Annotated in this window: 22 protein-coding genes; 15 read left to right on the top strand and 7 right to left on the bottom strand. The window is 59.7% G+C overall.

Annotation, left to right across the window (positions count from 1 at the left end; translation table 11 throughout):
• The first annotated feature begins 107 nt into the window (after positions 1-107).
• Complete coding sequence (locus HME9302_RS06745; protein ID WP_181815707.1) at positions 108-1,301, top strand: hypothetical protein; 1,194 nt, start codon at positions 108-110, stop codon at positions 1,299-1,301.
• Between the two features lie 9 nt (positions 1,302-1,310).
• Here HME9302_RS06745 and HME9302_RS06740 read toward each other — a convergent pair whose 3' ends face one another.
• On the bottom strand, positions 1,311-2,183 hold the full coding sequence (locus tag HME9302_RS06740; RefSeq protein ID WP_115366386.1) for an alpha/beta fold hydrolase: 873 nt from the start codon (positions 2,181-2,183) through the stop codon (positions 1,311-1,313).
• 124 nt (positions 2,184-2,307) lie between these two features.
• On the opposite strand from HME9302_RS06740, the gene HME9302_RS06735 reads away from it, so the two are divergent.
• The 7 genes from HME9302_RS06735 (at position 2,308) to rimK (ending at position 8,776) form a co-directional block, all read left to right on the top strand.
• Positions 2,308-3,333, top strand: coding sequence for an aspartate-semialdehyde dehydrogenase (locus tag HME9302_RS06735; protein ID WP_115367544.1), 1,026 nt, complete (start codon positions 2,308-2,310; stop codon positions 3,331-3,333).
• Between the two features lie 8 nt (positions 3,334-3,341).
• Positions 3,342-3,884 carry an aspartate-semialdehyde dehydrogenase gene (locus tag HME9302_RS06730; RefSeq protein ID WP_147270781.1) on the top strand — a complete coding sequence of 181 codons (543 nt, stop codon included), beginning with the start codon at positions 3,342-3,344 and terminating at the stop codon, positions 3,882-3,884.
• A gap of 16 nt (positions 3,885-3,900) precedes the next feature.
• Positions 3,901-4,548 (top strand): 2-hydroxychromene-2-carboxylate isomerase, encoded by a 648-nt coding sequence (locus HME9302_RS06725; RefSeq protein WP_115366384.1) that lies wholly within the window; start codon positions 3,901-3,903, stop codon positions 4,546-4,548.
• Positions 4,545-5,303, top strand: a complete 759-nt coding sequence (locus tag HME9302_RS06720) for an alpha/beta fold hydrolase (RefSeq protein WP_115366383.1) — start codon at positions 4,545-4,547, stop codon at positions 5,301-5,303. The genes HME9302_RS06725 and HME9302_RS06720 overlap by 4 nt, the downstream gene beginning before the upstream one ends.
• A 143-nt stretch (positions 5,304-5,446) precedes the next feature.
• On the top strand, positions 5,447-7,351 hold the full coding sequence (locus HME9302_RS06715) for a M2 family metallopeptidase (RefSeq protein WP_115366382.1): 1,905 nt from the start codon (positions 5,447-5,449) through the stop codon (positions 7,349-7,351).
• Positions 7,345-7,860, top strand: a complete 516-nt coding sequence (locus tag HME9302_RS06710) for an ATP-dependent zinc protease family protein (RefSeq protein WP_230079903.1) — start codon at positions 7,345-7,347, stop codon at positions 7,858-7,860. The genes HME9302_RS06715 and HME9302_RS06710 overlap by 7 nt, the downstream gene beginning before the upstream one ends.
• Before the next feature lie 10 nt (positions 7,861-7,870).
• The gene (gene rimK / locus HME9302_RS06705; RefSeq protein WP_115366380.1) at positions 7,871-8,776 is read left to right on the top strand and encodes a 30S ribosomal protein S6--L-glutamate ligase; all 906 of its coding nucleotides are present in this window, start codon (positions 7,871-7,873) and stop codon (positions 8,774-8,776) included.
• A gap of 103 nt (positions 8,777-8,879) precedes the next feature.
• Here the strand turns inward: rimK and rplI are convergent, their stop codons facing one another.
• The 3 genes from rplI to rpsF are packed head-to-tail and all read right to left on the bottom strand — an operon-like array spanning position 8,880 to position 10,142.
• On the bottom strand, positions 8,880-9,542 hold the full coding sequence (gene rplI, locus HME9302_RS06700; RefSeq protein ID WP_115366379.1) for a 50S ribosomal protein L9: 663 nt from the start codon (positions 9,540-9,542) through the stop codon (positions 8,880-8,882).
• 10 nt (positions 9,543-9,552) lie between these two features.
• The gene (gene rpsR, locus HME9302_RS06695) at positions 9,553-9,777 is read right to left on the bottom strand and encodes a 30S ribosomal protein S18 (RefSeq protein WP_115366378.1); all 225 of its coding nucleotides are present in this window, start codon (positions 9,775-9,777) and stop codon (positions 9,553-9,555) included.
• The gene (gene rpsF, locus HME9302_RS06690; RefSeq protein ID WP_115366377.1) at positions 9,777-10,142 is read right to left on the bottom strand and encodes a 30S ribosomal protein S6; all 366 of its coding nucleotides are present in this window, start codon (positions 10,140-10,142) and stop codon (positions 9,777-9,779) included. Before rpsF ends, rpsR begins: the two co-directional genes overlap by 1 nt.
• A 209-nt stretch (positions 10,143-10,351) precedes the next feature.
• Here rpsF and HME9302_RS06685 point away from each other — a divergent pair, with 209 nt between their 5' ends.
• A complete protein-coding gene (locus HME9302_RS06685; protein ID WP_115366376.1) occupies positions 10,352-11,299 on the top strand; it encodes a DUF808 domain-containing protein in 948 nt (315 codons plus the stop codon).
• Positions 11,300-11,329: 30 nt separating this feature from the next.
• On the opposite strand, the gene HME9302_RS06680 is transcribed toward HME9302_RS06685, so the two are convergent.
• Positions 11,330-12,736 (bottom strand): UDP-N-acetylmuramate--L-alanine ligase, encoded by a 1,407-nt coding sequence (locus HME9302_RS06680; RefSeq protein WP_115366375.1) that lies wholly within the window; start codon positions 12,734-12,736, stop codon positions 11,330-11,332.
• 121 nt (positions 12,737-12,857) lie between these two features.
• Here HME9302_RS06680 and HME9302_RS06675 point away from each other — a divergent pair, with 121 nt between their 5' ends.
• The 6 genes from HME9302_RS06675 (at position 12,858) to HME9302_RS06650 (ending at position 20,092) form a co-directional block, all read left to right on the top strand.
• On the top strand, positions 12,858-13,691 hold the full coding sequence (locus HME9302_RS06675) for an LD-carboxypeptidase (protein WP_115367543.1): 834 nt from the start codon (positions 12,858-12,860) through the stop codon (positions 13,689-13,691).
• A gap of 35 nt (positions 13,692-13,726) precedes the next feature.
• Positions 13,727-14,662 (top strand): ACP S-malonyltransferase, encoded by a 936-nt coding sequence (gene fabD, locus HME9302_RS06670; protein WP_115366374.1) that lies wholly within the window; start codon positions 13,727-13,729, stop codon positions 14,660-14,662.
• A 31-nt stretch (positions 14,663-14,693) separates the two neighbouring features.
• Complete coding sequence (locus HME9302_RS06665) at positions 14,694-16,760, top strand: beta-propeller domain-containing protein (RefSeq protein WP_181815706.1); 2,067 nt, start codon at positions 14,694-14,696, stop codon at positions 16,758-16,760.
• 65 nt (positions 16,761-16,825) lie between these two features.
• A complete protein-coding gene (fabG, locus tag HME9302_RS06660) occupies positions 16,826-17,578 on the top strand; it encodes a 3-oxoacyl-[acyl-carrier-protein] reductase (RefSeq protein ID WP_115367542.1) in 753 nt (250 codons plus the stop codon).
• Positions 17,579-17,775: 197 nt separating this feature from the next.
• On the top strand, positions 17,776-18,903 hold the full coding sequence (gene dnaN / locus HME9302_RS06655; protein ID WP_115366372.1) for a DNA polymerase III subunit beta: 1,128 nt from the start codon (positions 17,776-17,778) through the stop codon (positions 18,901-18,903).
• A gap of 94 nt (positions 18,904-18,997) precedes the next feature.
• Positions 18,998-20,092, top strand: coding sequence for a DUF2855 family protein (locus tag HME9302_RS06650; protein ID WP_115366371.1), 1,095 nt, complete (start codon positions 18,998-19,000; stop codon positions 20,090-20,092).
• Between the two features lie 24 nt (positions 20,093-20,116).
• On the opposite strand, the gene HME9302_RS06645 is transcribed toward HME9302_RS06650, so the two are convergent.
• Both HME9302_RS06645 and HME9302_RS06640 read right to left on the bottom strand, forming a co-directional pair.
• Positions 20,117-20,947, bottom strand: a complete 831-nt coding sequence (locus HME9302_RS06645) for an alpha/beta fold hydrolase (RefSeq protein WP_230079902.1) — start codon at positions 20,945-20,947, stop codon at positions 20,117-20,119.
• A gap of 124 nt (positions 20,948-21,071) precedes the next feature.
• Complete coding sequence (locus HME9302_RS06640) at positions 21,072-22,760, bottom strand: PHA/PHB synthase family protein (RefSeq protein ID WP_115366369.1); 1,689 nt, start codon at positions 22,758-22,760, stop codon at positions 21,072-21,074.
• Between the last annotated feature and the right edge of the window lie 121 nt (positions 22,761-22,881).

Raw genomic sequence — 22,881 nt, 5'->3', positions numbered from 1 at the left:
TTGTACGAGTAATTGGCGAACCGTGATCCAAGTCACGCGCAGGGCCGCCATCAAGACTCTATACATTTCGCGACCGGCCACCGGGCCAGCTAATGATGGAGGTTACGATGGGGACAAGCAGTGTGAAATTCGGCGCGGTACTGCTTGCTACGGCAACCGTTTTGGGCGGGTGTACTTCGACGTATAATTACCCACCGCTATATCCATCGCGAACCCTGCGTCCAATGCCCGTGGAGGTAGTGACGGCACCGCCCCAAACCCTGGCCCCAACTACGGCAGATATCGGAAGCACGGGAGCGAAGCCGCAGCAGCAACAACAACAACACCAGCAGCAGCAGCAGCAACAGCGACAGCAGCAAAATTCGGGACTGGCGGACCGGACTACTGCCACCATCCCCGCAAAACCCTGCACTTATTTCACAGCGCGCAGTGCAACCGAACCGGGCAGCACCCATGCCATTCTCGACGCAGCGGCCGAATTGCAGTGTCTCTATGCCGACTACTACGTCGCTTCGGCGAGGCAGGAGGACTTGTCTCAGTTGCCGTTGCTTGCGCTGGGCCTGCTGAGCGGTTTTACCTTACTTAACGACAAGAAGGATGCGGCGACGGACGTGGCCAAACTTGGTGTTCTGGGTCTGACCTACTCGGGTACTCGCGGCGCACTGGTTGCGAAGGATTTGCCGCAGGCCTATCTCGCCGGGCATCTGGGCATTGGCTGCATGATTGGGGAAGGGCACCAGTTTGCGGGATCGAACGCGATGGAAATTGCCAAGAAGCTTGATAGCACGATAGGCAATTTGCAGAAGGCAATTACCGATCTCGAGCAATCGTTCGGGCAGGTCCCCAATTCCTCCGCCACTCCGGCAGATTTGGCGCTGTTGACCACGACACGGCAATTGGCCTTGGGGGCGCTGGTAGATGCGCGCACGGTCTTGCAGACGGGGTTGCGCCAGGCCCGTGCATACAGGACTGCGCCGCGCACGTTCCATTACGCGCTGACGAACATCTCAACCAGGGTGGCCACGCTTGGCCGTTCTCGCGAGGATGTGGATTACGAGGAGCTGGTGGGCAGTTTCCCGAAATCGTCCACCGCGTCTGTCGCCGTGGGATCGGCCGGAATTGCCAAGGCGGCGTTCGATGACCAGCGACCTGCCGCAGCAGATTTGATCGGTCAGATAAACGAGAAAGTCCAATTGCTGTTAACCGCCACCAGCGAGGCGGAAGCCGCTACGCCGGACTATATCAAGGCGCTGGAGCGTACTGCGGAATGCGCCAACAAGGTCGAGATAAAGGCAAGCTGACGCGTGCGTTCAGCGGAACCAGTCCCGCAGCACCTTGATAACTTCCATGGGTGCTTCGACCTGGGGGTAATGTCCCACGGTGCCGATGAGGTGGTGCTTTGCCTGCGGGACGGTGGCGCGCCATTTATCATAAGCGTGGCGCCCCGATACTGGGTCCAGCGCACCGTTGATGAAACCGACCCGGCCCGCAGCGGCACGTAGCGCCCCGACCCATCGTTCCTCGTGTTCGCGCCGGTCGGCGATGTAGTGCAGCAGCTTGTGGGTCAGCCGGTGCCCACCCTTGCGAGCGATCAGCGTCCAGTAATCGTCCAACTCTTCTTCGCTCGGTTGGGTATTGGGTCCGAACACTTCGGAGAAACTCTTGCCGAAGCTGGCTCGGGTCATCAGCTTGCCGACGAGCGGGCCCAGGCGGGACGTCCCCAGTTTCTGGATCGGGCGGGGGCGATGCTGATCGGGAAAGATGCCGCCATTCAAGAACCACACATGGCCGAGCCCGTGGGCACCGCTGCCGTCCTGCTGCCTGGCGAGCAGCTCCTGTCCGACCGATACGCCGTAATCGTGAACCAGAAGATCGAACTCGTCGATCCCCAGCTGCTCGATCAATGCCTCGTGCAGGTCGGCCTGGCGGTGGATCGAATAGCCATGGCCGTCGAAGCCGTCCCTCGGTTTGTCCGACAGGCCAAAACCCAGCATGTCGGCAGCTACCAGCCCGCGATCTTGCCCAAGTTGTTGCCACACTTGCGCCCAGTCGAACGACGACGTGGGGAAACCGTGCACCAGCACCAGCGGACGCGCCTTCGCGTCGCCCCCCAGCCAGCAGGCAATGGTATGGCCGTCATAATCGAACTTTCGCGCCCGGCTGCGCCATTCTTCCAAAGTCATAGCCCTGCACTCATAGCCTCGCCCTGGGCCTCCAAAGCCAAAATATCTACCGCCACGCCGAAAGGATGCTAGGGGAACTTTGTTAATGCAAGCCGCATGGTTGGCCGGTTTTCGGAGAATGATTTTGGGTTACAAAGTGGTTGTGGTCGGCGCGACGGGAAGTGTCGGGCGCGAAATGATGCAGATTCTGGCGGAGCGCGAGTTTCCGCTGGACGAAATTGCAGCGGTAGCCAGCAGCCGCAGCCACGGTAGCGAAGTGGAGTATGGCGATACCGGCAAGATGCTGAAATGCCGCAATATCGAACATTTCGACTTTGCTGGTTGGGATATCGCCTTGTTCGCGGCCGGAAGTGGTCCGGCGAAGGAATACGCGCCCAAGGCGGCCGCGGCTGGCTGCGTCGTAATCGACAACAGTTCGCTTTACCGGATGGACCCGGACGTCCCGCTGATCGTACCGGAAGTGAACCCGGACGCCATTGCCGGGTATAAAAAGCGCAATATCATCGCCAATCCCAACTGTTCGACCGCGCAACTGGTGGTGGCGCTCAAGCCGTTGCACGATGCCGCGATTATCAAACGCGTGATCGTATCGACCTACCAATCCGTATCCGGCGCTGGAAAGGCGGGCATGGACGAACTGTTCCAGCAGAGCCGTGCCATTTTCGTAGGCGATCCGGTGCTGCCCGAAACGTTTACCAAGCAGATCGCCTTCAACGTCATCCCGCATATCGATGTTTTCATGGATGACGGTTCCACCAAGGAAGAGTGGAAGATGGTGGTCGAAACCAAGAAAATCCTCGATCCCAAGATCAAGCTCAATGCAACCTGCGTACGCGTGCCGGTTTTCGTCGGCCATGCCGAAGCGATCAACATCGAATTTGAAAACGAACTGTCGGCAAAGGATGCTCAGGAAATCTTGCGGGAAGCACCGGGCATCATGCTGATCGATAAGCGCGAGGACGAGGGCTACGTCACCCCAGTCGAATGTGCGGGCGACAGCGCCACCTATATCAGCCGCGTACGCGATGACCCCACGGTTGAAAACGGCATTACGCTATGGTGCGTCAGCGACAATTTGCGCAAAGGCGCAGCATTGAACGCAGTGCAGATTGCGGAGTTGCTTGGCCGTAAACATTTGCAGAAGGGGTAAAGGTGAGCTTGTGCCGTATCGCTCTGGCTGCTTCAGCGCTGGCGCTGGCGAGCGCCTGCGGCAGCGATGCCCCATCGCCGCTTGAACGCCAGCAGCGAGCGGCCCAGCCAGCGCCGGTCGCGCAGAACGAGGTCCGCCTTTCCGGCACGGGGATCACAGCTGGCCGCATCGGCATTTCGTTTTCGAGCGAGAGAGAGCCGGCGCAGCGCGCGTTGACGGCGGCTCTGGGCGAAGCGCAGGATTACGACGAGATGCCTGAATGTGGGTCAGGCCCGATGGAGAGCGCCCGCTACGGTAGCGGCCTGACAGTGAACTATCAGGATGGCAAACTGGTCGGATGGTATCTGCGCGGCCCAGCGACCGGAATTACGCTGGAAGGCGGAGTGGCGCTCGGCATGACCCGGACCTCGCTGGAACAGCAGGCCGGATACTTCCCGATAGAGGGCAGCTCGCTGGGCGAAGAATTCACGGTGGGGGATGCCTATGGTGGATTTACCGACGGCGGAGCGGTCACGGCCTTGTATGCCGGGCAGCAGTGCTTCTTTCGATAATAAGGACTGCGCGCGAATGACCTTACACGCCGAACTCTATTTCAGCTTTCGTTCGCCCTACAGCTACCTCGCGATCGGGCGCTATCGCGCGCTTGCTGACATGTTCGACGTCGAGATCGCTTTGCGCCCGGTCTATCCATTGGCCATCCGCCAGCCCGATTTCTTCGAACGCAACCACCCGAACTGGCTCGGCTACACGATGCGCGACATGGTCCGGGTGGCCGCCTTTCACGACATACCATTTGCCGCTCCGAACCCTGATCCCGTGAAACAGGACATGGCAACGCGGAAGATCGCCGAGGACCAACCGCACATCCACTGGCTGACAAGGCTGGGTCAGGTGGCCGCGCGGCATGGCAAAGGCCTCGCCTTCGCCGACGAAGCGGCACGTCAGATCTGGGGCGGGACCGCCGGGTGGCACGAAGGCGATCACTTACAACGCGCCGCCGAAAGCGCGGGATTGAGCTGGACGAGCATGGAGCAGGCGGCCGAAACCGATGCCGCAACGCTCGACGCGGAAATAACGGCTAACCAGCAGGCTTTGGAAGAGGCCGGCCATTGGGGCGTGCCAACCCTGGTATTCGACGGCGAACCGTTCTTTGGGCAAGATCGCATCGAAATGGTACTGTGGCGCATGAACGAAAAGGGGCTGGCCGAACGATGAACGATACCGCGCGGCACGAGACCATCCGATCCTTCGACGGTGTCGAACTGACCATTCACAGACTGGGTGCAGGCAGGCCGGTGCTGCTCCTTCATGGCTTGTTTTCCGATGCCACCATGAACTGGATGAAGTTCGGCCACGCGCAGGCGTTAGCCGATGCCGGGTTCGAGGCGATTATGCCTGATCTGCGCGCTCATGGGCAAAGCGGAGCGCCGCATGATCCTGCGCATTATCCGCCCGATGTGCTGATGCTGGACGCGCTTGCCGTGGTCGAGGCGCTGGGGCTCGACCAGTACGATCTGGTCGGCTTCTCGCTCGGCGCGCGGACGGCGGTGCGGGCCGTTATCGGCGGCCTGAGACCGCGCCGGCTGGTGCTTGCTGGCATGGGGCTGGAGGGGTTGGCCGGCTGGAACGACCGCGCGGCGTTTTTCATCGATGCGATCGACCGGTTCGATAGCGTGAAGCACGGCGATCCGGCGTTCTATTCCGTTGCGTTTATGAAGTCGCAGAAGATTGATCGGAAGGCCGCGCGCTTGCTGTTGCAATCGGTGGGCGATACCGCGCCTAAAGACCTGGCCGCGCTGACCATGCCGACCCTGGTCCTGTGCGGGGATGAGGACCGGGACAATGGCTCGCCCGATGCGTTGGCCGAAGCCTTGCCGAATGCGAGTCATGCTACCGTGCCCGGCACCCATATGGGCTCCGTCACCAAGCCGCATCTGGGCCGCGCGCTGGTGGACTACCTGAAGGGGTAGCCACTGGCGCCCTGCCAAGCGTAACTACCCTGTCGATTGTCCGTACCCACACGCCCGCGATGCTTGATTAAGGCGCGGTTGAGGTCCAGACCGATAGGCACGAAGGCTGACACTATCGGCCCGCAGTTTCAGAGGATGCATTCATGAACCTTGCCGCTTTCAAACGGTCCGCCCTGATCCCTACATCCGCGCTTGCCGCCTTGGCCGTCGGCATCGCCGCGCCCGCATCTGCCGGGGAAGTCGTGCAGCCGTTGGCGCACTCTATATCGGCCGCCATGGCGCAGGACACTGCCAGCGCTACCTACCCAATGACACCTGCGGGCGCAGCCGCATGGGTGGACATGGTTGAAAAGGACATGCTGGGTTACTCGATCCGCGCCAGCCGCATCTATTGGGTCAACGCGACCTACATTACGCCCGACACCGACGCGATGGCGGCGGAAATCGGCGCCGAGGGTACGACCAAAAGCGTCGATTACGCTTTGGAAGCAGCCAAATACGCGCAGGTTCCCGGGCTCGATGCCGAAGTCGCGCGTAAGCTCGATATGTTGCGCAATATGATCGTTCTGCCGGCCCCGACCACGGACGGGGCGGCAGTCGAGTTGAACGAAATCGCGACCAAGCTGAATTCGCAATATGGCAAGGGCAAGGGCGTGTTGAACGGCGAGCCGATCAACGGCTCGGACATCGAGGCAGAGATGGGCAATCTCGACCGGACGCCTGCCGAACTGGCGGAAATGTGGGCCAGTTGGCACACAAATGTCGGTGCACCGATGAAGGATGACTATGCGCGCATGGTCGCCATCGCGAATGACGGGGCAAAAGAACTTGGCTTCACCGATGTCGGCGCGATGTGGCGCAGCGGTTATGACATGCCGGCCGACGATTTCGCCGCCGAAACGGAGCGGCTTTGGCAGGAAGTAAAGCCGCTGTACGACAGTTTGCACACCTATGTCCGCACGAAGCTGAATGAAAAGCACGGCGATGCAGTGCAGCCTGCGACCGGTGCCATTCGTGCCGATCTGCTCGGTAACATGTGGGCGCAAAGCTGGGGCAGCATCTACCCTCTGGTCGCCCCGGCCGGCGCAGGCGATATCGGTTATGACGTGACCGACCTCATCGCCGCAAAAGGCATCGACGAGGTGGAAATGGTTCGCGTGGGTGAGAAATTCTTCTCCTCGCTCGGCTTCGATCCCCTGCCTGAAACCTTTTACGACCGCAGCCAGTTCACCAAACCTGCCGACCGCGAAGTGGTCTGCCATGCCAGCGCGTGGAACATCGACCAGGTGGACGATATCCGCATCAAGATGTGCATCAAGAAAAACGCCGAAGACTTCACGGTGATCCACCACGAGCTTGGCCACAATTACTACCAGCGCGCTTATAACAAGCAGGACTACCTGCACCTCAATGGCGCGAACGACGGCTTCCACGAAGCCATCGGTGACATGATTGCCTTGAGCATTACCCCCGAATATCTCGTGCAGATCGACATGCTGGACAGGGAGCGTGTACCGAGCGCAGACAAGGATATCGGCCTGTTGCTGCGGCAGGCAATGGATAAGGTGGCATTTCTGCCATTTGGCCTGCTGGTCGATAAATGGCGCTGGGGCGTGTTCGATGGCTCCATCGCGCCAGCCACCTACAACGACGCCTGGCACGATCTGAAGCGCGAATATCAGGGAGTGACCCCACCGGTGGCGCGTCCAGCTGACGCTTTCGATCCGGGCGCGAAGTATCACATTCCCGGCAACACCCCTTACACACGCTACTTCCTTGCACACATTCTGCAGTTCCAGTTTTACAAGGCTGCGTGTGATCAGGCTGGCTGGGAAGGTCCGCTGCATCGCTGTTCGTTTTACGGCAACGAGGATGTTGGCAAGAACCTCAATGCCATGCTCGAAATGGGCGCGTCCAAGCCCTGGCCCGATGCGCTGGAAGCCTTTACCGGCACGCGCGAAATGACCGGCACGGCACTGCTGGAATATTTCGCGCCGCTGCAGGCATGGTTGGACGAGCAGAACAAGGGCAAGCAGACCGGGTGGTAAGCACTGGCAGCCCTGCGCCAGGCGATGTCGCCGGGGCCAGTATTGGCAAGACTACACAGCGGGTCGGGTGGCGGGAATTGGTCACTCTTCCCGATCTGTGTGGTCGCCGCATTCCGGCCAAGATCGATACAGGCGCGCGCACGTCATCGCTCCACGCGACGGAAATCGAGAGCTTCGACAAGGACGGCCATCACTGGCTGCGCTTTCTGCTCGATATCGGCGACGGGCAAAGCGAACCCGTTACGCTCGAAGTAAAGCGCGCCGACCGCCGCACCGTGACGAGTTCGAACGGGGAGGGGCAGGAACGGCACATCATCAAGACCATGATGCAGCTGGGTGCCAGCAGTTTCCCGGTCGAGTTCAGTCTGGCCGACCGCAGCGAAATGCAATTCCCCATACTGGTCGGCCGTACCGCATTACGGCGCAGGTTCCTGGTGGATTCCGGGCGCTCTTACCTGCAAAGCGCACCGGACGAACGCGCTGCAATTCTGAATTTACGCTCCACTTGAGGAAACTGCCATGAAGATCGCCATGCTCGCCCGCAATCCGAACCTCTATTCGCACAAGCGGCTGGTGGAGGCGGCGGAGGCGCGGGGCCATACGCTCGACATACTCAACACCACGCGCTGCACGGTGAACATCGCAAGTCACCGCCCGACGGTCATGTACCGCGGGGAAACGCTCGGTGGATACGAGGCGGTCATTCCGCGCATTGGTGCGTCGATCACCGCATACGGCCTTGCCGTGCTGCGCCAGTTCGAAATGGGCGGCGTATGGTCTCTGAATGAAAGCGTGGCCATTGGCCGCAGCCGCGACAAGCTGCGCTCAACCCAGATCATGGCCAAATACGGCCTCGGCCTGCCGCTGACGGCTTATGCCAACGATCCCAAGCAGGCGGAGCAAATCATCAAGGCGGTGAATGGTCCACCGGTGGTGATCAAGCTGTTGGAAGGCACGCAGGGCATCGGCGTGGTACTGGCCGAAACCTTGAAGGGCGGTGCATCTATTATTGAAGCGTTTCGCGGCGCGAACATCGCCATCATGGTGCAGGAATTCATCAAGGAAGCGGGCGGGTCCGACATCCGCTGCCTGGTGGTCGGCGGCAAGGTGGTTGCGGCGATGAAGCGTCAGGGCGCGGAAGGCGAATTCCGCTCCAACCTCCACCGCGGCGGCAGCGCGCAGCTGATCAAGATTACGCCGGAAGAACGCTCTACCGCCGTCCGCGCTGCAAAGGCAATGGGGCTGAACGTGTGCGGCGTGGACCTGCTGCGGTCGAACCACGGTCCGGTCATCATGGAGGTGAACAGCTCGCCTGGCCTTGAAGGCATCGAAAACGCCACTGGCAAGGACATAGCCGGGCAGATTATCGAGTTCATCGAAGCCAATGCAAAGACCGGCAAAACGAAAACAAAAGGGAAGGGCTGACTTTCCCGTGACAACTGCATCGCGCTCGCGGGTATACCCATAGAAAAAGGGGGCGCGAACCACTCAGGTTCGCGCCCCTTTTTTGTCGGCAAAGCTAATCGCCTCAGGCGTTGTCGGGGTCGGTTGCCTCGATCAGCGCTTCGGTGGTGGTTTCGCCATCTTCGTTGCTCACGCCGTCTTCCAGCATATCGGCGGGGATTTCGCCCGGCTCCAGCGTGGGATCGACCGTTTCGGTAAAGCCTTCGCCGCCTTCGGCTGCCTGTTCGTCCTGGAACATGGCGGCCATCACGTCGACGCCCTGGCTCTGCAATTCGGCCTCGTCGTCGGAGCGGGCCACATTGGCCTTCACGATAATGCGAACTTCAGGGTGTAGCACCACGTTCACGTCGAACATGCCGATGGTCTTGATGGGGCTGCCCATCACGACCTGCTTTTTGTCGACCGAATGACCTTTGTCTTCCAGACCGGCCACGATGTCGCGCACATTGACGGAACCGTAAAGCTGGCCGGAGTTGGAGGACTGGCGGATCAGCACGATTTCCGTGCCGTCGATCTTTTCGCCAGCCTTTTCGGCTTCGCTGCGGCGTTCCGCGTTTTCCTGTTCCAGACGGTCCTTGTTCGCTTCGAACACCTGCTTGTTGGCGGCGTTAGCGCGAAGGGCCTTCTTCTGTGGAAGCAGGAAATTGCGGGCGTAGCCATCTTTCACTGTGACGACGTCACCGATGGTGCCCAGCTTCTCGATCCGTTCGAGGAGAATGATATCCATATTCTGTCTCCTACTTCACGATGAAGGGCAGAAGGCCGATCTGGCGCGAACGCTTGATAGCCTTGGCGAGTTCACGCTGCTTCTTTGCAGAAACGGCGGTGATGCGGGACGGCACGATCTTGCCGCGTTCAGACATGAAGCCCTGAAGCAGGCGTACGTCTTTGTAATCGATCGTCGGTGCGCCTTCGCCCGAAAACGGGCAAGTCTTGCGGCGGCGGAAAAATGGACGGGCCATCAGTCGCGGTCCTCTCGGTCGGAGCGACGCTTGCGGTCGCGGTCGTTCTTGCGCATCATCACGGACGGACCTTCCTCGTGCTCTTCCACGCGGACGGTCATGTAACGAATGACATCTTCGTTGATGCGGGTCTGCCGCTCCAGCTCTTCCACGACGACACCGGGGCCATCGATGTTAAGCAGGACGAAGTGCGCTTTGCGGTTACGGTCGATCTTATAGGCGAGGTTCTTGAGACCCCAGGTCTCCGTCTTGGTGACCTTGCCCTTGTTCGCTTCCACAATTTCGGTGGCGGTTGCGGCCAGCTGGTCGACCTGAGACTGGCTCAGATCCTGACGCGCGAGAAAGACATGCTCATATAGAGCCATCTCGCTTCCTTTCACATTTCAATGCCGATCGCTGGCTGATCCGCGGGATTGCGGGGCCCCTCCGGCTTTCTTGAGTGTCCCTGTGTTCAGGGAAGAGGGGCGCATAGCGGAATATGCCGGGAAAGCAAGCAGCAAGGCCCGTGAGAAGCACTGTTGCATGGCAGCGAAGCGGCGGGCATCAGGCGCGCACAAACTTAAAAGGAATTGGAATGCCCGGGGGATTGGTTGCGCTGCTCGATGATGTGGCGGTTATTGCAAGAGTAGCAGCGGCGAGTGTCGACGATATCGGCGTGGCCGCCAGCCGCGCCGGTATGAAGACGGCGGGTGTGGTGATCGACGATGCGGCAGTAACGCCAAGCTACGTTACGGGGCTGTCGCCTGCGCGCGAACTGCCGATCATTTGGGACATTACGAAGGGCAGTTTCAAAAACAAACTACTGATCCTGCTGCCCGGCGCGATCTTGCTGAGCGAATTTCTGCCCGGTGCGATCATATTCTTCCTCATGATGGGCGGGTTGTACCTGGCTTATGAAGGGGCGGAAAAGGTTCTGGAGAAGCTCGGCGGGGCGAAGCACGGCAAGACGCTGGACGATCCAATCGAGGATCTTGCAGCATTCGAAGAACAGCGCATATCGGGCGCAATCCGCACCGATCTGATACTTTCGGCCGAAATCATGGCCATTACTCTGAACGAAATCGATCTGGATGTGTGGTGGCAGCGCGGTCTCGCACTGGCTCTTGTCGCGATCGTGGTGACCGTGGTGGTGTATGGCGCAGTGGCGATCATTGTGAAGATGGATGATGTCGGTCTGCACCTGGCGCAGAAGCGGTCTGAGCTGGCGCAGCGTTTCGGGCGCGGATTGGTGGCTTTCGTACCCTATCTGCTGAAGGCGCTTAGTTTTATCGGCACCATTGCGATGTTGTGGGTCGGCGGCGGCATTCTGCTGCATGGCACGCACGAGCTGGGCTTCCACACATTATACGATGCGACGCACGGGATCGAGGAAGCGCTAAAAGCCACGACCGGATCGCTCGGCGGGTTTCTGGGCTGGATGACTTACGCCGCCCTATCGGCGGTGCTGGCATTGGTGGTGGGCGCGATCATAGCGGTGGTTCTGCACAAGGTGTTCAAGGTCGGCGCGAGCGAAGCGCATTGAGCAGAACGTCGATCGAGAACGTGGCCGGCGTTACAACCGTTCAAGCACGCCCTTTGCAAATGCGCTGAGGGTATCGTCCCGCGCGCCCATGATGACAATGCGATCGTCCGGCTGGGCCAGCTCGACCATCCGATCGCCGCTTGCCGCACGGCTCGGGATGTATTCCGTTGTGCCGCCAGCCTCGCGGATCAGCGTTACGATGCGCTCACTGCCTTCGCTGCGGTCAACCGTGCCGCCGAAGTAAACCGGATCGCACAGGATCGTCACGTCATCGGTACCCAGTTCGGCCGCAAAAGTTTCTGCCAGTTCACGCCCCATCTGGCGAAGCGGGCCGTAACCATGCGGCTGGAAAAACGCGATGACCCGGCCGGGCTGAGCTTTCAGCGTGCGTAAAGTGGCCGCGCATTTTTCCGGATTGTGCCCGAAATCGTCGATGACCGTAATGTCGTTCGCCCTGCCGACGATCTCGAACCGGCGCGCCAGCCCCTTGAACTGCGCCAACGCAGCCACGCCGTCCGCCAGCGACACTCCGGCAGCCTGAGCACCAGCCAGCGCAGCCAACGCGTTCGACAAGTTGTGGCGTCCGGGCACGGGCAGATCGAGCCGGTGTTCCTTATCGCTGCGCCGATCAATCACGATGGTTGATTGTTCCATCCCGCGATCCACAATGCTGCCGTCCTTCACCACTAATGTGGCGCAGCCATTATCAATTCCGAACGTGGTCACTTCGCCGCCAGCCTTGGCGACCAGCGCGAACGCTTCTTTATCGTCGGCATTGACGACCGCATGGCCGGAGCGGGCGAGAAACGCGCCGAACAAGTCGCGCAATTCATCCATACTCTTATGGTCCAGGCTGACATTCAACAGCACTGCGACCGCCGGTTCGTACAGGGCAATGGACCCGTCGCTTTCGTCCACCTCGGATACGAACGCATCTCCCTTGCCCACCTGCGCGCTGGCGAAAGGGCGGTTCTCCGTCACGAAGTTCTTCATCACCGCGCCATTCATTATCGTGGGATCGCGATCCGCATCCGCCAGTATCCAGCCGAGCATTCCGGTCACTGTCGACTTGCCGCTGGTGCCGGCAATGCCGACGCTGGTTTGGGCATCGTTGAACAGCGCCGCCAGCAACTCCGCGCGGGTCATCCGCCGGCATCCCAGTTCCTTCGCACGTACGACTTCGGGGACGCTGTCTTCGACCGCGGCGCTAGCGACCAGAATCTGATTTGCCGACACTAGACCGCTGCCATCCTGCGGGTGCAGCTGGAAGCCTTGCCGTTCCAGCGCCGCGAACTTGGCCGGTGTGCGGCCTTGGTCGAAACTACGGTCGGACCCTGCCACCTCCGCCCCACGACCTTTCAGGATTTGCGCCAGCGGCAGCATTCCCGACCCGCCGATGCCGCAGAAAAAGAAAGGTTGGTCGGTGAGGTTGGTCATCTGATTTTCCGTTGAAGTTCGCATGTCTCCGCCCGTGCACGGTGGAGTGGAACGATGGCGTGCTGGAGAACGCGCCTACGCAAACGCTCGCATCTTGTGAAGGTGGTGCTAGGGTATGCAAATGTCACGCATCGCCATCTGCGCCCCCGCAACGCCTATCACCAGATCCCATGCCGAAGCGCTGCAGAACCTGGTGGCCGAGGAGTTTCCCGAACATTCTGTAGAATTCCACCCGCAATGTTTCGCGGTGGACGGTCATTTTGCCGGCCCCGACGCGCTGCGGGCCGAAGCGTTGGTGGATTGCGCCAACGATCCCAATTTTGACACCGTCTGGTTTGCCAAGGGCGGGTACGGCTCAAACCGCATCGCGCAGGCAGCGATCAGTTTCATGAACGAACATGCGCGGCAGAAAACCTATGCCGGCTTTTCGGATTGCGGATACCTGCTCGCCGCGCTGTATCGCCATGATATCGGGCAGAGCGTCCACGCCCCGATGCCGGTCAGCGCACGCAGCGAACGCGGGCGGGAGGGCGTGAGACGCTCGCTGCGCTGGTTCGCTGGCGATACCAGTGGGCTAGAACCGTCGTTGGATGGAAAGACGCCCGCAGTCGCATTCAATCTCATCACTCTATGCATGGTCGCCGGATCGCCGCTGATGCCGGACGTGACAGACCATGTGGTGATGGTGGAGGAAGTGAGCGAGCACCTTTACGCGGTTGACCGCCTGTTTTTCCAGCTAACCAATCTGCTCGAACCCGGGATTGCGGGCATTCGGCTGGGCGCGATCACTGCTGTTCCGGAAAACGACCGCGAGTTTGGGCAGTCGGCGGAAGAAATCGCGCAATACTGGTGTGCGCGGATGGGCATTCCCTATCTTGGCCGGGCGCAAATCGGGCATACTGTCGATAACCGCGTGGTGCCATTCGGGCTTGCCAGCCCCGCCGCCGCGACCTAGCCACGCCGGCATACAGCCATGGTGGGACAGTTCAGATGATCGCATTCGTATTTCCGGGGCAGGGCAGCCAGAAAGTCGGCATGGGCAGCGAACTTGCCGCCGCCAGCAGCACCGCCCGCGAAACCTTTCAAGAAGTCGATGACGCTTTAGAGCAGAAGCTTTTTGCGATCATGCGTGACGGGCCGGAAGACCAGCTGACCCTTACCGAAAACGCTCAGCCCGCGATCATGGCTCATTCGCTTGCAATCGTGCGCGTGCTGGAGCGCGAAGGATCGATCCATCTGTCTGACCGCGGGGAAGCGGTAGCGGGGCATTCCTTGGGAGAATACAGCGCGCTGGCCAGCGTGGGCGGCTTCAATCTTTCAGACACCGCAAGGCTGCTGAAAATCCGCGGGCAGGCAATGCAGGCTGCCGTTCCTGTGGGCGAGGGCACGATGGCGGCGCTGCTGGGTGCGGATATCGAGAAGGCGCAGGCTTTGGCCGATGCGGCGGCAGATGGTGAAGTCTGCGCTGTCGCCAATGATAACGATCCGACGCAGGTCGTCATTTCCGGCCACACCGGAGCCATCGAGCGCGCCATCTCCATGGTTCGTGATTTTGATATCAAGCGCGGTATCAAATTGCCTGTTTCGGCTCCTTTCCACTGTTCGCTGATGCAGCCTGCGGCTGACCGGATGCAGCAAGCCCTGGATGAAACCTGTCCGCGTCCTTTGCGGTTGCAAGTTTACGCGAACGTGACCGCGGCCCGCGCTTCCGAACCCGCGGAAGTGCAGAGGTTACTGGTCGATCAGGTTACGGGCCGTGTCAGGTGGCGGGAAAGCGTCCTGGCAATGCAGGCGGCTGGTATCGAACACTTCGTCGAACTGGGCGGCAAAGTGCTTGGTCCGATGATTGGGCGTATTGCTCCCGAAGCCAAGGTAACGAGCGTCGTTTCCATGGACGACATCGAGGCTTTGGCTAAATCTATGTAATATTGTATCATCGAGCATGGGGAGAGTGCTCATGCGTCCAATGATTCGTTCTACCGTACTTATATCTGCCGCCATCGGCGGGCTGATGATTGTTGGGTCCTGCTCCAAAGTCGACTTGCCGCCGCCGGGATCGGCCGACAAGGCCATGGCCGCGTTCGAGAGCGAGGAAGCCCTTGTCGCGTTCCTTGATCGACATAAGAACGGGTCGGGGTGGGTCGCTTCAGTAGATGTCGAGGAGTCCGCGTCGGCACCTATGGCTTTGCCGCCACCACCTCCGGTCTCTCAACAGGTTACGCCGCGGCAGGCGGGTGCTGAACAAATCACCAATGTGCAAGAGGCAGGTGTCGACGAAGGTGGCATCGTCAAAACGCATGGCGATCATCTGGTCGTGTTGCGGCGCGGACGGTTGTTTACCGTAAAAGTCGGCGGGAATGCCCTGACCCCGGTTGATTATATCGACGCCTTCCCACCCGGTGACCCGCGTCCCGGTGACACTTGGTATGACGAAATGCTAATTGCGGGCGATATGGTCGTGGTAATCGGTTATTCCTACGGCAATTCAGGCACGGAAATCAGCCGTTTCGACATTGCCTCGAATGGCGGGCTTTCCTATCGCGATACGCACTATTTGCGCTCTGCCGATTATTATTCGTCGCGGAATTACGCCTCTCGACTGATCGGTGATCGGCTGGTTTTGTATGCGCCACTGCCGATCTGGTGGGGGCGGGATTGGCGCGACGCCGTGCCAGGGCTTGCGGTACTGGAGGACGTTGACAGCGGCGCAGAGCCGGACTTCGCGCCTATTGCCGGGCCAAGCGATCTTTATGTCCCGGCGCCTATCCGTACGGACAGGCGTTCCTCCGTCAGTACGCTACACACGGTCACCGAATGCGATCCTGGTGCGCGGGAGTTCGATTGCAGCACCAACGGTGTGTACGGTGGATGGGGGCGCAGCTTCTACGTTTCGCAGGACGCAGTCTATGTCTGGACCGGAACGGACGATCATTACCGGTCGGGAGAGGATGCGCAGCCAGCTTGGCTCTACCGGATGCCGCTCGATGGTTCGGCGCCTCAAGCGCTGCAGGTACGTGGCGCGCCGGTAGACCAGTTCTCGTTCCGCGAAGATGGCTCCGATCGCGTGTTGAACGTGGTCGTGCGGGGGAATTCACGAGGCGATGCAATGTGGGGCCCGGAAGTGAGTGGCGGCGATGTGGCGCTGTTGCGATTGCCCTTGGAGAGCTTCGGCGACGGTAGCGAAAGCGCGGCTGATAGCCTGTATCGCAGCCTGCCCCGGCCTGCTGACTCTTCGTTCCAGAACCGCTTCGTAGGGCGGCACCTTCTGTACAGCGGCGAGAACCCGCGTGACCCCGGCGTAGAGCAGACGCTCTTTGCGGTTCCACTAGGTGGACAGGATGTGCAGCGGATCGCAATGCCGCATGGTGTTAGCCGCCTGAACCTGATGGGCCGTGACGGCGTGGCGATCGGGATGGACACTGCAGGTGCGCTCGGCTTCTCCGCAATCGCCCTCGACGCCGCGACCGGCAAGGCGCGGCTCGAAGATACATTCATGTTGCCCGGCGCAGCGGAAGGCGAGAACCGCAGTCAGGCGTTTTTCTACCGCCCGAATACCAATGATAGAACCGGCGACAGCGGACTGTTGGGTCTGCCGGTAATGTTGCAGCGCCGTGTTCCCCGCCCATCGGATACTACGCCTCCGCCGCCGGTTTCGATGCCCGGGCCAAACAGCAGTATGCCAATAGCACCCGCGCCTCCGCCCCCACCGGCAGGTTACGGCCCGACGCCATTCCTTGGCTCCGGTTCGGCCATCATGTTCCTGTCACGCGACAAGCGCAAATTGTCACCGGTTGGTCAATTGGAAGCTTACCGTCGCCGCGCACAGGACGACGGCTGCAAGGCTTCGTGCGTGGATTGGTATGGCAATGCCCGTCCGATATTCCTTGGCAATCGCATTTTTGCTTTGCTCGGATACGAGCTTGTAGAGGGTCGTCTGACCAATGGTCAGATTACCGAGCGCCGCCGGGTGGACTTTGCACCGGAACATGCACGTGGTCGGGGTGCGAATCTTTCGGACAATTGACCCGGCCCAGCGCCAGGGCCTAGGCGGTGGATAGTTTCTTGCTCCACCAGAAGGATGCGCTGCCGATGTTTTCGCTCAAAGGAATGACCGCACTTGTTACAGGCGCCAGCGGGGGCATCGGGTCCTCCATCGCCTACGCCCTTGCACGGCAAGGCGCGCGATTGGCGCTGTCGGGATCCAATGGCGAGAAGCTGCGCATATTCCGCGAACAATTGCAGGCGGAAGTTGGCGGCGATCATGTCGAGATTACCTGTAACCTGTCGGATTCGCATCAGGTGGACGAGCTTGTACCAGCTACGGTCGACACGCTGGGAAGTATCGACATTCTGGTGAACAATGCCGGTATCACGCGTGACAATCTGGCCATGCGCATGAAGGATGAAGAGTGGGAGCAGGTGCTGCAGGTAAACCTTACCGCCGCGTTCCGGCTAATGCGTTCCGCCGCGCGCCCGATGATGAAGGCCAGATTTGGCCGAATCGTCTCCATTACTAGCGTGGTGGGTACGACCGGCAATCCCGGGCAGATGAATTACGTCGCGGCAAAGGCAGGACTTACCGGTATGTCCAAATCGCTGGCGCAGGAACTGGCGACGCGCGGAATTACCGTCAATTGCGTCGCGCCAGGTTTTATCCGGACCGCCATGACCGAAGAACTGACCGAAGATCAGAAAAGCTCGATCAATACCCGCATCCCGATGGGCCGTATGGGCGAAGGCGACGATATCGGTGCAGCAGTGGCTTATCTTGCGAGCAAGGAAGTAGGTTACGTCACCGGTCAGACGCTGCATGTGAATGGCGGGATGGCGATGCTCGGGTGAGGACTTTCGATTGTGCGCGGAACAGCACGTGAACATCGGAAATTATCCCCAACTTACCCGCAAATCTCGCGGGCGCAGTGCAGCATCCGCTTGCCGCATAGGCGCACCCCGCTAAGGATGAGCCAACCGTTTTTCGCAGCGTCACCGGGCGCGCGCGGCGATTTTGCGCCGTCCCCGGTCATGCCAAGGGGGATCTGATGAAGGCTACCATCGAACGCGCCACATTGCTGCGGTGCTTGTCCCACGTGCAATCCGTGGTTGAACGTCGCAACACCATTCCCATCCTGTCGAATGTTCTGATCGATGCGGACGCGGCCGGTTCGCTGAAGGTGATGGCGACCGACCTGGACTTGCAGGTGGTCGAGAACATGGCGGCAGCATCGGTCGACACGCCTGGCGCGATTACGGTGTCGGCACATCTGTTATTCGATATCGCCCGCAAGCTCCCGGACGGCAGCCAGGTCAGCCTGGAAACCGCCGACAACCGTATGACGGTCAAGGCGGGACGCAGCCGGTTCCAGCTACCGACCCTGCCGCGTGACGATTTTCCGATGATCGCGGAAGGCGATCTGCCGACCAGTTTCGAACTACCGGCCAAGCTGCTGGCGGAGATGATCGACCGCACCCGGTTCGCCATTTCAACAGAAGAAACGCGGTACTACCTGAACGGCATTTTCCTGCACGTGTCGGAGGAAGACAAGCCCGTCCTGAAGGCGGCTGCGACCGATGGCCACCGTCTTGCCCGCTTCACGCTCGACCGGCCCGACGGCGCGGAGGGAATGCCCGATGTAATCGTCCCGCGCAAAGCGGTGGCGGAACTGCGGAAGCTGCTGGACGAATCAATGGAAGGCAATGTGCAGATCGATCTCAGCGCCAGCAAAATACGTTTCACTTTGGGCGGGGAGGGCGGGGTTATCCTCACTTCCAAACTGATCGACGGCACCTTCCCGGATTACAGCCGCGTGATCCCGACCGGAAACGACAAGCTATTGAAGCTCGATCCGCGCAGCTTTTTCGAAGGCGTCGATCGTGTCGCCACAATCGCGACCGAGAAAACGCGAGCGGTCAAGATGGGCGTGGACAAGGACAAGGTCACTCTGTCCGTCACCAGCCCGGATAATGGCACCGCTGCCGAGGAAATCGCTGCCGATTACGGGGCCGAGGCTTTGGAAATTGGCTTCAACGCCAATTACCTGAAGGACATTCTCGCCCAGATCGACAGCGATACGGTGGAACTGCATCTGGCCGATGCAGGCGCCCCGACACTGATTCGTAAGGATGACAACAGCCCGGCGCTCTACGTCCTAATGCCGATGCGGGTCTGACGATTTTTCGCCGATAGTGCCGCCGTCATGCGGGTCGGCGCTCGCCAACGCAGGTGACGTGGGCTAGCTTGCTGGATCACCACAGGAGCCTTCCATGCCGCAAACCGCATCAGAAGCCGTTTATGTCGATAAAGCTGATTTGACACAGGCCGAAACCGACGAAGTTTCGCAGAACGCGTTGGCGGCGGATGCGATACGGCTGGCGATCGAAAGCTTCTCCATCACCGCGAACAATATCACTTATGCGGTCGTGGGTGATGGGTTCGGGTACTGGAATTTCTTTCCGGCATCTGCAGACAAAGGCATTGTACCAGTTTGGGGCCATGCCCAGGTTATCGAAACCAATCACCCGCAATTCGCGACCGGTGAGCGCGTTTACGGTTACCTGCCGATGGGTACGCATCTGGATGTCCTGCCCGGCAAGGTGAGCGAAAGTGGCTTCGTCGACATAGCCGAACATCGTCAACCAATGAGCCCGATCTACAATCAGTATTCGCGTCTCGCGGCCGATCCGGAACATGATCCTTCGCGTGAAGCGGAGCGGATGCTATTCGGTCCGTTGTTCAAGACCGGCTTCCTCATCGAAAGCTTCATGCGGCGCGAAGGCTGGTTTGGGGCAGACGCGGTATTGATGACCAGCGCTTCGTCAAAAACGGCATTGGGCTGTGCCAGTGTGGCGAAACATCGCTCGCCTGAAACAAAGCGCATTGGCCTGACTTCGACTGGGAATGTGGATTTTGTGCGTGGTACTGGCCTTTACGACGAGGTGCTGCCCTACGAGGCAATAGCGGAACTGCAGCAGCGGCCCAGCGTGGTCGTGGATTTTGCAGGTAACGCGAAATTGTTGGCCGATATTCATACAACTTTGGGCGATGCGCTGAAATATTCCTGCCTGGTGGGCGCGACCCATATCGACGAGCGCGGTAGCGGGCTGGGCGGAGCGACTGATCTGCCGGGTCCGAAACCCGTCTTGTTCTTCGCGCCGGACCATGCGGTCGCAGCCATCAAGCAATCAGGGTCAGCCGCGTTCGGGCAGGACATCGCGCAGAGCTGGCATGCGTTCCTGCAAGACGCAGCTGGCACGGTCGAAATAGAACGGCATCGCGGTATTGCCGAGGCTCGCGAGGCGTATCAAGCGATGGTGGCAGGGACCGTAGACCCGGCCAAGGGTATCATCATCGAGCTATAGTGTTCTCGCACAACTGCCGAATTCTTAAGCTGCCGCCGGCTCTTCATTAACGAGGGGCACCAAAAATTCCCTCAGCATGGCGATGCTTTCCTCCGCATGCGTGAGCAGGAACAGATGGCCGCCGCCCTCGAAGACTTCCAGCACCGAGTTTGGGATCATACGGTTCAGGATCTTGCCGTTGATCAGCGGCACGATCTGGTCGTCCGCGCCCATCATGATAAGCGTGTCTTTCGACATAAAAGGAAGCGCGGGTAGGCTGGTCCAGCCGATCATCGCCAGAAGCTGGTAGATGTAACCGCGCGGTGAGGGAGGCTTCAACCGGCCGATATGGCTCTTCTTGTCGGCCACATCTTTGGTCATCCCGCCATATAGTGTGGCGAAATGTTCGTTCATGTAATTGGCGTCGATATAGCGGCGCGGATTGGCCATTTTAGTAAAAGCTGCCGGATTGCCGGGCACCATGAGCATGCCCGCCGTGGTGGCGCACAAAACCAGTTTACGGGTTTTCTTCGGATGCTGCAGCGCGAAATGCTGCGCCATCGCTCCGCCCCAGCTCACGCCCATAACATCGACCTCGTCCAGCCCGAACCGGTCCAGCAGCTTGGCCGCGGTCCAACTCATCGTGAAAGGGTTGTAGGGGATCGTCGGATCAGGGCTTTCGCCCGTGCCCGGCATGTCGAACATGATGAAGGCGCGATCGGTCATCGCTTCGGCCAGCGGAGCCACCGCTTCGATATTCGCGCCGATCCCGTTGAAGAACAACACCGGCGGATGGTCGGATGGTTCATCCATACGCCAGCGAGCGACCCGTAATGTCCGGCCGGAAACCTCTTCTAACGAAACGACGGCAGTCATTTCCTCACCTTTGGGCAAGGGGCGGGACTTTTTAGCGGCTAGCATATCGATCCTTAGAAGCGGTCTGCGCAAAAGACCCGTTTATGGCGAAAGATCGGCGTGGGCGAATGCCGCGTACCTATCGTCAGCACTGTTCCAGTACATACAGACCGGGGGCGGGGTCCAGCGGCTTGTGTTTTGCATTCCCCAGCTTGGCCGGTGCTTTCGTCTTTTTGCCGGCACGTTCTTGCAGCCATTCCATCCAGAACGGCCACCAGCTACCAGCAACTTCCGTTGCTCCCTCGAGCCATTTATCCGCTGTCGTAGGTAGTCTGCCCTTCTTTTCCTGTACGAAATATTTCGCCTTCGGATTGCCGGGAGGGTTCAGGATCGCTTGCATGTGACCGGACTGGCTTAGCACGTAGGTCACGTCCTTGCTGCCGAACAGCTGGGTAGAACGGTAGGTTGCCTTCCACGGAGTGATGTGATCTGTCACGCCGCCCAGAATGAAAAGGTCGGCAGTAATCTTGCTGAGGTCGATCTTGTGATCCGCCATTTCGACCTCGCCCTTTTTGGTAAAGGCGAGCGTTTCGAAAACGGTCAGGAAATCACCCATCAGGCTGGCGGACAGGTTGGTTGCGTCTGCGTTCCAAAACAACACGTCGAAAGCGGGCGGATCGTCGCCCATCAGGTAATTGTTGATGACGTAGTTCCAGATGAGGTCGTTCGGCCGCATCCAGGCAAAGCTGCGGGACAGGCTATCCCCGCTGATGATCCCCTGCTTCGCAGCCCGTTGTCGAGCCAGTTGCAAGCCATTTTCGCTGATCAGCGAGCCGGCTTCTATATCGTCTTGTTTCGGGTGCAGAACGCACACCATCAGCGTCAGCGTTCCGAGCAGATCGTCCTTGTCGGCCGCCATCTTGCTGGCCAGCATGGTTGCCGTTTGCCCACCCGAGCACCCGGCCGAGACATTCACTTTCTTCGCACCCGTGATATCGGCAACCGCTTCCATCGCCTCGCGGCAGGACCGGACGTAATCGGCCATGTCCCAATGGCCCTGTTCCTTGGTTGGATTGCGCCACGAGATAACGAACGTCTGGATGCCATTATCGACTTGCCATTTCACCACCGACTTATCGGGGCTCAAGTCGTTGATATACATCTTATTGATCTGCGGTGGGATGGTGAGCTGAGGGATTTCGTACACTTCGTCCGTGGTCGGCGCATATTGCACCAGCTCCATCATCTCGGTCCGCAGCACTACCGAACCTTTCGAGATTGCGATATTCTTCCCAAGTTCGAACGGAGTCTTGTCGACCTGGCTGACCATGCCCTTGTTCTTGGTGAGGTCGGTATAGGCGTTTTTCAGTCCCTTGATGATCGACATGCCGCCGCTGTCGATCACGCGTTTCTGGGCTGCGGGATTGCCCGCCAGCGTATTGGTGGGTGCGAGCGCATCAATAATGATGGTCGATATGAACCGCGCGCGGTCCTTCTCCAGCGCGTCCAGCTCCAGTTCGTCGATCCAGTTCGCCATACCTTTCTGCACAGCGAGGTAATATTGGGCGCCAGCCCGCATGAACGGATTGTACTGCCAAGCGGGATCGCGAAAACGTTTGTCCTTGGCATCGGGGGCAAGATCGCTTTGGCCGGTCATGATTTTCAGCATATCGCTGCCCATCGCCTGGCTATGACGCATCAACCGGGCTGGGTTAGAAGCTGTTTCACGCAGCAGTACCGCTACCGCGCCAAAAATATCCTCGCGCGTCAGGCCAACCAGCGGCCCCAGCGCGCTGGTAGATTGTGCAGCTTCGTTTTCCAATTCGATGGCCATCGATATACTCTCCCGTGGCAAGGTCGCGCGATCGTTTCGCCGCGTCGGCCCTTAACATATTATATATTAGCCGACGTTTCGGAAGAACCATGGTTCCGCCCTTGGCTTGGTGAATTCTCGG

This window comes from Alteripontixanthobacter maritimus, from assembly GCF_003340475.1.
Lineage (GTDB): Bacteria > Pseudomonadota > Alphaproteobacteria > Sphingomonadales > Sphingomonadaceae > Alteripontixanthobacter > Alteripontixanthobacter maritimus.
The sequence above is the reverse complement of the archived record's forward strand: the minus strand, read 5'-3'. Positions and strand labels throughout refer to the sequence as shown.